General features: G+C 67.5%; 10 protein-coding genes and 1 tRNA gene. 6 read left to right on the forward strand and 5 right to left on the reverse strand.

All coding sequences use genetic code 11. The features are described 5' to 3' along the window. Positions 1-468 (reverse strand): DUF2797 domain-containing protein (locus ACFXPL_RS36355; RefSeq protein WP_384927454.1); only part of this gene is annotated, 468 nt, incomplete at its 3' end. 65 nt (positions 469-533) lie between these two features. On the opposite strand from ACFXPL_RS36355, the gene ACFXPL_RS36360 reads away from it, so the two are divergent. The 3 genes from ACFXPL_RS36360 to ACFXPL_RS36370 all read left to right on the forward strand — a co-directional run bounded on the left by ACFXPL_RS36360 (position 534) and on the right by ACFXPL_RS36370 (position 2,111). Beyond that, positions 534-992: a hypothetical protein gene (locus ACFXPL_RS36360; RefSeq protein ID WP_384927455.1), complete on the forward strand. Its 459-nt coding sequence runs from the start codon at positions 534-536 to the stop codon at positions 990-992. 341 nt (positions 993-1,333) lie between these two features. After that, a tRNA-Trp gene (locus ACFXPL_RS36365) sits at positions 1,334-1,408 on the forward strand. Positions 1,409-1,622: 214 nt separating this feature from the next. Next, the gene (locus ACFXPL_RS36370) at positions 1,623-2,111 is read left to right on the forward strand and encodes a hypothetical protein (protein WP_384927456.1); all 489 of its coding nucleotides are present in this window, start codon (positions 1,623-1,625) and stop codon (positions 2,109-2,111) included. Between the two features lie 541 nt (positions 2,112-2,652). On the opposite strand, the gene ACFXPL_RS36375 is transcribed toward ACFXPL_RS36370, so the two are convergent. Together ACFXPL_RS36375 and ACFXPL_RS36380 are read right to left on the reverse strand one after the other, a co-directional pair. Continuing rightward, positions 2,653-2,910, reverse strand: coding sequence for a hypothetical protein (locus ACFXPL_RS36375; RefSeq protein WP_384927457.1), 258 nt, complete (start codon positions 2,908-2,910; stop codon positions 2,653-2,655). A 283-nt stretch (positions 2,911-3,193) separates the two neighbouring features. Beyond that, positions 3,194-3,799: a signal protein gene (locus ACFXPL_RS36380; protein WP_384927458.1), complete on the reverse strand. Its 606-nt coding sequence runs from the start codon at positions 3,797-3,799 to the stop codon at positions 3,194-3,196. Positions 3,800-4,040: 241 nt separating this feature from the next. On the opposite strand from ACFXPL_RS36380, the gene ACFXPL_RS36385 reads away from it, so the two are divergent. Next, the gene (locus ACFXPL_RS36385; protein ID WP_384927459.1) at positions 4,041-4,685 is read left to right on the forward strand and encodes a dihydrofolate reductase family protein; all 645 of its coding nucleotides are present in this window, start codon (positions 4,041-4,043) and stop codon (positions 4,683-4,685) included. Positions 4,686-5,132: 447 nt separating this feature from the next. Here ACFXPL_RS36385 and ACFXPL_RS36390 read toward each other — a convergent pair whose 3' ends face one another. Further along, positions 5,133-6,659 carry an FAD-binding oxidoreductase gene (locus ACFXPL_RS36390; RefSeq protein WP_384927460.1) on the reverse strand — a complete coding sequence of 509 codons (1,527 nt, stop codon included), beginning with the start codon at positions 6,657-6,659 and terminating at the stop codon, positions 5,133-5,135. A 533-nt stretch (positions 6,660-7,192) separates the two neighbouring features. Between ACFXPL_RS36390 and ACFXPL_RS36395 the strand changes: the two genes are divergently transcribed. Then, positions 7,193-7,543 (forward strand): hypothetical protein, encoded by a 351-nt coding sequence (locus ACFXPL_RS36395; protein ID WP_384927461.1) that lies wholly within the window; start codon positions 7,193-7,195, stop codon positions 7,541-7,543. 326 nt (positions 7,544-7,869) lie between these two features. Here the strand turns inward: ACFXPL_RS36395 and ACFXPL_RS36400 are convergent, their stop codons facing one another. Next, complete coding sequence (locus tag ACFXPL_RS36400; RefSeq protein WP_384927462.1) at positions 7,870-8,196, reverse strand: hypothetical protein; 327 nt, start codon at positions 8,194-8,196, stop codon at positions 7,870-7,872. Between the two features lie 310 nt (positions 8,197-8,506). Between ACFXPL_RS36400 and ACFXPL_RS36405 the strand changes: the two genes are divergently transcribed. Further along, positions 8,507-8,845 carry a DUF6932 family protein gene (locus ACFXPL_RS36405; protein ID WP_384927463.1) on the forward strand — a complete coding sequence of 113 codons (339 nt, stop codon included), beginning with the start codon at positions 8,507-8,509 and terminating at the stop codon, positions 8,843-8,845. Positions 8,846-8,935: the final 90 nt, after the last annotated feature.

Consider the following 8,935-nt stretch of genomic DNA (forward strand, 5'->3'; position numbering starts at 1 on the left):
CGGGACCCGATCGGGCACCCCGAGCCCCCGGCGCACCAGCTCCTCCGTCCGCCGCGCGGCCATCAGCGGCCCCCGCCCCAGCCAGGAGAACGCCACCGCGCCCTGCTCCAGCAGCCGCGCGGACCCGCGCTGCTCGGCGGTGATCCCGACCTTCACCATGCCGGGCCCGAACCACGCCAGATAGACGCGGTACGTGCGCGGATCGTCGGCCAGGGTGTCGGCGGCCACGGAATGCGCCCGGTCCAGCCGCGCGCACTCGGCACACCGGCCGCCCGTACCGCGCCCGGGAATCACCGCCCCGACCGGGCAGACATTCCCCCGCGCCCCGACACACCCGCGCACCCCGACAGCGCGAAACCCCAGGTCACCCCCGTACACCAGCCCGCTCTCCCGCCGCTCCGCACCCCGCCGCCACCGCAGCACGGGCGCCCCGCCGGCCCACCGGAGCCCGTCGCACCGCCACGCCATCCGCAACCCTCCTCCGCGCCCTGACTGACAGCATGACGTCTTCGACGCGGCCGGAAGGACACCTCATGCCCCAAGCGAACGCGGCACAGGAAGCAGACACACCCGGGAACCCCCCGCCCCCGGAGTTCACCCGCTACCAGAGCACGGTCCGGAGCCCCCGCGGCCACTACCCCGGCGTCTTCGCCCTGGCCAACGGCCTCGCCAGGAGCGGCGCCCTGACCGAGGAGCAGTGGCGCTTCTGGCGGGCGGGCAACGACTGGTACGACGCCAACTATCCCGACCCGTCCACCATCGACCCCCTGGTCTACGACCCGGAGCACAACCCGGGAGCGGTCGCCTGGTTCAAGCCCTCACCGGAGGCCGAAGTCCTGATCGCCCGCCTGGCCGGCTACCTGGAACTCCTCACGGCGCACGGAGTCGGCTGGCGGGAGACGCGCTCGGCGGACCCGGGCAGAGTGGTCTACGAGGACGCGTACCAGGTGGTCACCGTCCCGCACGCCCCCCATCAGGTGGGGCAGCACTGATCGCTGAGGTGGCCCGATGCACCGCTCCCGGGTTTCCACGATCGTCATCGACGTACCCCAGGAACAGGTTTCGCGGGCAGCGAGGCCGGCTTCTTCGCGGCACACGCGCGCACGTGGCCGTGAGGGCAACGACCCGCACCGCGAGCAGGACGGGCGCGGTCCCTGAGCCGACGGACGCCACGCCGTCACGGTGAACGTTCCCCGGAGGACCAACACCCTCTCCATCTGCGTCGGCAAGGCAGCGGGATGTGCCCAGAGGCCCGGTCGGCGAGATCCGGTCGAGGTACGACCGAAGTGACCAGGAGCCGCCTCAGTTGAATCCTTAGGATGGTGGACGCGGCCGAGCCGTAGCGCAGAGGTCGTCGCGCGCGGTCTCCAAAATCGCGAGGACGCCGGTTCGATTCCGGCCGGCTCTGCCGTCCCTGTTGGATGCGGCATGTCTTCCGTATTCCGAGAAACAGCTTGATGAGACCGTCAAACTCTGTGGTTTCCCCAGTCAGTTCTCGCACGCTCGCACACAAAGGGACACAGACACCTTCTGACCCGGCATGCTCGCGGGCTACGGACTGGATCGGCGGTCACGTGGGGAGGATCCCATCACCATCCACGGCGCCGCGGAAGGGAATCCACATGAGCTCGGACACGGTCACCGCCGTTGCAGCGACAGTCATAGCCCTCGGCTCGCTTTGGGTCAGCTACACACAGTCCAGGGACAGCAGACAACACAGCCGCCAGTCGGTGAGGCCTCTGCTCCAGATGCGCCGCATCAAGGAGTACGAGGGCACCAATGCAGAACTCAGAGTCGTCAATGCCGGTCTTGGGCCGGCCATCGTGACGACCTCGGTGGTGCGGTTGGACGGGGAACCCGTCGGGCAGTGGGACTACCACACGCAGCACAGCATATTGAGCTCGTTCCCGACGCGGCCCAAGGCATACTCCATGCGCCCAGGCGCGGTGGTACTGGCCGGGCAGTCCGTCACCTTGTTGTCCCTGGACGAGTTCAGCGATGAACAGCATGGCTGGTTCTGGGATCTCATCACCCGGCGTCTGGTGATCGAGATTCGTTACGAATCCCTTTACGGCGGCGAGAACTTCAGCGTGACACCCCCCGAGTTCTGAAGTGGCCCTCGCCCCGCCGATCATTCCAGCCTGCATACCGTCCGCCCTCTGCACACGTCTTGGAGTGGGCGTCGTGCAGGGTCCGTCGACGGGATCACGACCCCGCCCGCGCTGGTGCCCCTTCTGCCCGGCCCGCCGGCCTCGGACAGCCGTCCTCCACCACCCGTCGCCGCCCCCTCCGTGACCGCCGTCCTTGACCTGGACGACGTCGTGGAGAACGCGGAATGTTCCTGCGCCGCCGGTGACGGCACCCCCACTGACCGACAGATCCGGTCGGTTCCGTTCAAGCCCTGGCACGTTCGCGCCGGGGCCTGCCCCCTGACCGGCCGGCCACCGGGGTGCCGCTCATGCTCTTCCGCCGGCTCCTCGGCGGGTGCCTGCGCGGCGGCGGCGACCAGCCGCCCCGCGACGTGACGACCGTGAGTGCACGGGATGCTGACGGGGTCTCGGGAGAGCGTGGACGAGTCGCCAAGGTAGTTGGGCTTGCCAGGACCTTACGAGCGCCCTTTCCCGGAAGAGAAGTGATGCCGCCCCTCCCGTTCTACGCGGCGCCGATTTTCCCGAAGACCCGTGACACCCACCCATCGAGCCGGGTACCGAACGCCGCTGCCGAGTCGATGCCGCAGGCCGGCAGTGTTCCGGCGTCGTCGAGACCGACGAAGAAGTCCACGTCGGCCCAGCCGCCGCGGAAGAGCACCACGGACAGTTCGGCGTCCGCCGGGCCGGAGATGAGCACGCCGACCGAGTCGGGATCACGTACCAACGCCCGGTCGGTCTCAAGCCGCTGAGGCCATGGCACGCCCCGTCCCGCCACGTCACCTGCCCGGCCTGGAGGCCGGCCCCCAGCCATCGTGCGGCTCGCTCCTCGATTACCGCGGCTGCCCGATCAAGGTCAACGATTCGTTCCACGAGCAGATTCTGCTTCGCCCCGACGCGGTGCTCCACCGGATTTCGTACGTCCTGAGCCCTGTCCTGCGGTCACGGAACCGGCGCACGCGTGCTCCCGGTTCTCGGCGACGTATGCGGGATGCCCGGTCGTCCACCCCGCCCGGAGTTCGCCGGCAACCGCTCTCCGGTCTCGCCTACGCGGCTTCCACCGTCAGCGCGTAGTCCACACCGGTCACGAAATCGCCGGACCGGCCTCGGATCGTCAGCGTGTGCTCGCCGGGTTCCAGCGGGGGCAGTTGGACCCAGAGTCCGCAGCCGGTCGTGGTGAAGCTGCCTCCCCTGCCCGTGACGGGGTTGTCGGCGACGCTTCGTACCTCGATCGGCTCTCCTCGGTACGTCTCCGGGTCGATCTTCCTGCCGTCCAGAACGGCAGACCCCTCGGCCATTCTCATGAAGCCCGCGCAGTCGGCCGGTTCACCGATCCGGTTCAGGAGGGGGAAGGCGAGCGGCACCCCGGCAGGGATGCTGCACGTGCGCTCGGCCCGGGTGCCGAAGGTGCCGGCCAGGAACCACACGTCCTGCGGCTGGTTCCGCTCGCACGCGTTGCCGTCCTGATCGGCGACCGGGTTCGTCCGCTCGGGCTCCGTCGACGCCCAGGTCCACCACCGGCCCTGCAGCGTCCCGGACGGGAGGCGGTCCTCTCCGGCTTCCCCGGCTTCTTGGGCCGGCTTGGTCCCGCACCCCACGAGCGCGGCCAGCATCACAGCGGTGAGCCCCAGCCCGACCGTACGCATCTTCATGGGCACCCCTCCCCCTCGCACGCATGCCCCGACTCCCCAGTCGTCGTGCGATGACCAGCGATCACCCTAACCGGGAACCGGCACCGAACCCGCACCCTTCTGATCCGCCGCTACGGGGCCGATTCCTCGCACGCCGTGGAAAAAGTCGCGCGTCGCTGTCGATCCGGCCACCTCCCGTTCGACGTAATTGTGTGCGGCGCTCCGCCGCACGATGACGCCACAGGACCTGACGAGGACAGACATGGATCAACTGCTGAGAGTGATGAACTTCAACGTCTCGAGTGACGGAATCGCAGCCGGTGAGGCCCAGAGTTTCGAGCGGCCGTTCGGCTTCGACCATCCCGAGAGGCTGTTTGCCTGGGCCGGAGCCACGGCGAGCTGGCCCATGCGCACGGATTCCGAGGGGAGCCGGGGCCTGGACGATTACTTCACGCGGGACTTCGCGCGCAACATCGGTGCCGAGATCATGGGCCGCAACAAGTTCGGACCCCAGCGCGGGCCCTGGCAGAACCATGAATGGCGCGGCTGGTGGGGGGAGGAGCCCCCGTTCCGCACGCCGGTGTTCGTCATGACCCACCACACGCGTCCGTCGTTCACGCTCTCCGACACCACGTTCCACTTCGTCGACGCCGATCCGGCCACGGTCCTCGAACGTGCGCGGGAAGCGGCGCAGGGCAAGGACATCCGACTTGGCGGCGGGGTCACCACCATCCGGCAGTTCCTCGACGCCGGCCTCGTCGACACCCTGCATGTGGCGGTCTCACCGGTAAGGCTGGGGTCCGGACTGCGGCTCTGGGAGTCCCCCGACGAACTGCTCGACCGGTTCCACCTGGAGGTTGTGCCCAGCCCGAGCGGCGTGACGCACCACCTGTTCTGGCGAAGGTAAGGCGGGGCCCAAGTTCAGGCTGCGACTGTGAGGGGGCATCCGCCCCAGCGGATGCCCTTCAACGCGAGAGGCCCCCGGATTTCTCCCGGCCTGCGCAACCTGCCCTGCACGACACGCCCCAGAGCCAGATCCGGCTGGAGATCATCCAGATCGCCCTCGACCGGCTCGAAACTCTGCCCAACCCTGGCTGACCAGCAGCATCCCCTCCCTGCTACCAGCACCATCACAACCGGAGCAGTGGAACCCGGCGCCCACCCGGCATGACAGCCGGAACATCAGCCCTGCCCGCAAGCAGAAATCTTCACTCCGAACGAGCAAAGGGATCGTCAGCAATCCGACGATCCCTCATGCAAGATCGAGGTTAACGACACCCCTTCGACTGCGTCGGGCCCTTCTGCGTGAAAGGCCGGGCCTGACCGGGGCGGGGCCCCGACGGCGAACTGTCGATCAGCGTGACGCGGGCGGGATGCTCTGCTCGTACTGGAAGACGTTGCAGGGGTCGTACTTCGCCTTGATCTCGCGCAGCCGCTCGAAGTGGTCTCTCCCCCAGTAGGCGGTCTCCCACTCCTGCATGCCGACGTTCGGCACGTTGACGTAGGCGCCGTCCACGAAGCTGCGCATCGCCTGGCTGAATTCGGCGGTCCAGGCCTGGCACGTCGAGGTGAGCGGGTCGCAGACGCCTGGTGTCGTCGAAGGAGTACCCCAGGCTGCGCCGATCTCGCCGTAGAAGATCGCGTCGCGGTGCACGAACGCGGTGCCGCCGCGGGGCTCCTCCTTGATCGCCCCGCCGAAGGCATCGACGAAGTAGTTGCTGTCCTCCGTGGGAGCGTTTCGCATGTAGTGCCCGATGACGTCGATCGCCTTCTTCGGGAACGGCTTCTTGGCGAACTGTGAGAAGAACTTCACGTTGGCGGGCTCCTGCGAGCGCGGGACCTGGGCTCCGGCATAGATGGGGCCCCAGTTACCGAACTGCACCTTCACATCGGGCGTGCCGATCGACAGGATCGGGGCCAGCATCTTTCTGGCCTCTGCCACCGTGCCCTCCGCGAGCCACGCGAACAGCAGGATCTGGGACTTGTGGATCTCGACTTCGGACCCGAGGCGGTTGTCGGCGAACGGTACCGTGCGCTGCCATGCATCGAAGATCCCATGCAGGTCCGTAAGGCCGTCCCAGGTCGCCTGCACATAGGCGATGCGCTTGAGCGGGTGCACCTTGTAGGTGAGTTGCGTGACGATTCCGAAGTTGCCGTTTCCCGCCCCACGGAGCGCCCAGAGCAGGTCTGAGTGGTCATTCAGGTCGGCATGGATCACCTCGGCGCAGTCGCGACCCGACGGGACGACGACCTCGGTCCCGATCAGGCTGTCACAGGCCATGCCGAGCCAGCGGTTGAGGGGGCCAAGGCCGCCGCCGACCGTCGCACCGACCAAGCCGACGCTGCCCTCGCTTCCGGTCGTGACCGCGAGGTCCTGCTCGGCGAGCGCCGTCACCGCTTCCAACTGGGTCAGGCCGGCGCCGACCGTCGCGATACGAGCGTCGGTGTCGATGTGGACCGACTTGAGCTGGCTGACGTCGATCACGATGCCGTTGTCGATGTTCGACCAGCCCTCCAGGGCGTGGCGGCCGCTGCGTACCCGCAGTGCGACGTTGTGCTGCCGCGCCCAGGTGAGGGCGTTCACCACGTCCTGGGTCTCCTGGGCGAAGACGATGACCAGCGGGTAGTGAGAGAACAGCTGGTCGTAGTCGATGCGATCATCCGTGTACGAGGCGTCGTCGGGGCGGACGACGCGACCGGTCAGCTTCGCCGGCGGACATCCCGACGACCTTTTGGTCGGGTCGCTCGCGGCCAGAAGGCCCGAGGTGCTCGCGGCCGCAATGTCCGGCGCGCCTGCGGCCGTAAGGCCCGGGATGACGACCGCCCCGGCGCCGGCGGCCGCTGACGCTCTGAGCAGGTAGCGGCGGGAAAGATCGCTCAAGGTCCAAATCCTCTCGATCGGGCTACGCCGCTACGCTGAGGGAACCCTTACCCGCCAGCCGCCGGGCAGTCCTTTGTGGTCGACGCCCGCACGGTAACGGGGCGACCATGCGGTGTTTCCCGACACGCCAATTGAGTACGATGACGACACCCTGAAGGAGTAACTCAGCGGGATCCCGTCATAGCCGGTTTGGGATGCACCGCGTCCTGCTCGAAGCTGTTCCTTGGTCCAAGCGGTCAAAATACGCGGGTGCTCTCAAAGATGATGGGCCGCAAGGCGGACTGGTAATGGGACGATTCGTGCCTTCGCGCGAATCGCCCCAAGGCCACCGCGGACAACCGTCAGGAGGATCGCTCCGAGGCGACAGCAGTCGAGCTGCTACAGAGGAGCCCTGCTCGGGCTGGGGGAAGGACCGTTGGAGAGGTGAGCGAGAATCGCTCGCCCCTCACGCCTCAATTCGGTGAGATTCTTGCGAGTCGAAAAACAGGCGGGCGGCCTGACATCAGCGGCCGACACCAACCGGCGTACACGAAGTGGCAGCCCGCGCCAGGCCGGCCGGACGCCTGATCTTCACCACGATCACGGGCCGCGTCACCGATCCCCGGAGCCTGAACCGGATGCTCACCATCCTGTGCCGGAACGCGAACGTGCGCCGCGTGCGCGTCCACGACCTGCGGCACACCCGCGCATCGCTCTTGCTCGCGCAGGAGGATGGATACACGAACGATCATGGAGACGCTGGGGCACAGCACGATCACGATGGCTCGACACCTACGCGCACGTTGATGGACACGACGCTGCGGGTGGCCTCGGAGCGCATGGACGACGCGCTCAACCTCGACGACTCCGACGACGAGCCGGAAGGGGAGGGAGCGGACGGCTGACAGCGGGTTTCCGGCCGCGTTGATGTCATCCGTTGATGTCAAAGGCCCCGCCGGACGAACCGGCGGGGCCTTTGACCTATGTGCACTCGGCAGGATTCGAACCTGCAACCTTCTGATCCGTAGTGCGATGGGCGCCTTCCTCGTTCTCCATGTGGTCCATATCGAGCCCATGAAGCCCTCACGCGTCACCGTCCTGCCGTCCTCTCTCTGCCCTTCTGTGAGACCCGTGTGAGATGGATGTGAGACGACGATCAGCCCCCGAGCGCCCCGAAAGGTACGGCGAGCGGGGGCTGCTTCAACCTGAACGGCGCGAGCCGTCTACCGGCTCACTCCGAGTAGTTCGGGTTGGCCGCAGGCGGCATCGCCTTCGTCCACGAGCCGATACCCGTGGAGTGGCCACCGCTGCTGCCCGGGTGCGTAAGCGCGACGACGGGCGTCGGGTAGCCCGGCAGCGGGGTCGGGTACGGCACGTGCGCGGGCACGTAGGGGTGCCCGTACGGGTACGGCACGCCTGGAGGCGCCGGAGGTGCGGGCGAAGGAGCCGTGGTCGGCGGCGTGGGGCCAGGTGGCGTCGAGGCCGAGCCGGACCCCGCCCGGCGCTGGGGCTGGTTGAGCACCACCTGGCTCAGGAACTGCGCGGCAGCCTGCTGCATCCATGTCTGGTTCGGGGCCGTAGGTGGCTGCATACCAAGCAGCGCGTTGGGATCAAGGAGGCTCTGGCGAGCCCGGCTTTCCGCGGTGATGCTCCTGTCCCTGATGGGCTTGCGCCCCGGGCCAGGCCGTGGCTTTCCAGGCCGTGGCGGAAGTCGGCGTTCGCCCCGTAGCCGCCCACTTGCCGGTCCATGCCGGTCGCTGCCGGTCCGTGTGGTGCGGCGTCGGCTCGCAAAGAACTGCGATCACTCCATACGTGATGGAGAAGTCACGTAGAGTGCCGGGACTACTCTGCTTGGTCCTTGGAGCCGTATGCCTCCCTTACCGCCGTTCGCCTCGGAGACGCAGTGCCCGTCTCCTGGCCGTTACCCCATGAGATGGGAGGACGTTGAGCACTCGCTCGTGCGGGCAGCAACCTGGGAGAGGTCGAGTACTCGACAGGGCCTGTGGGACGAGCTCAAACTCCACAGGGCAGGGGTTGAGTGCCTGTTTGGTTCAGTGGCACGCATTTGGCTCGCGGGAAGCTTCATAAGCGGCAAACTGGACCCCAGTGACATCGATCTGGCTTACCTGATTGACGCGGATGCCTACGGGGCAGTCACCGAGCCTGACGACATTGCAGACCTTGCCAATCTCAGCGATCGGGAGTGAGCTGTACTGAGATTCGTGGAGTCCCTGATGCCAGGGTTACGATCCTGGCGAAGGAGAACCACATCAGTGCCAGCACCACGGAAATACCCC

The organism is Streptomyces sp. NPDC059092, assembly GCF_042756365.1.
GTDB lineage: Bacteria > Actinomycetota > Actinomycetes > Streptomycetales > Streptomycetaceae > Streptomyces.

Excerpts from the sequence above, each read along its gene's own strand:
- ACFXPL_RS36360 (WP_384927455.1), top strand. The coding sequence starts at position 534 with ATGCCCCAAGCGAACGCGGCACAGGAAGCAGACACACCCGGGAACCCC.
- ACFXPL_RS36370 (WP_384927456.1), top strand. The coding sequence starts at position 1,623 with ATGAGCTCGGACACGGTCACCGCCGTTGCAGCGACAGTCATAGCCCTC.
- ACFXPL_RS36380 (WP_384927458.1), bottom strand. The coding sequence starts at position 3,799 with ATGAAGATGCGTACGGTCGGGCTGGGGCTCACCGCTGTGATGCTGGCC.
- ACFXPL_RS36385 (WP_384927459.1), top strand. The coding sequence starts at position 4,041 with ATGGATCAACTGCTGAGAGTGATGAACTTCAACGTCTCGAGTGACGGA.
- ACFXPL_RS36400 (WP_384927462.1), bottom strand. The coding sequence starts at position 8,196 with ATGCAGCAGGCTGCCGCGCAGTTCCTGAGCCAGGTGGTGCTCAACCAG.
- ACFXPL_RS36405 (WP_384927463.1), top strand. The coding sequence starts at position 8,507 with ATGCCTCCCTTACCGCCGTTCGCCTCGGAGACGCAGTGCCCGTCTCCT.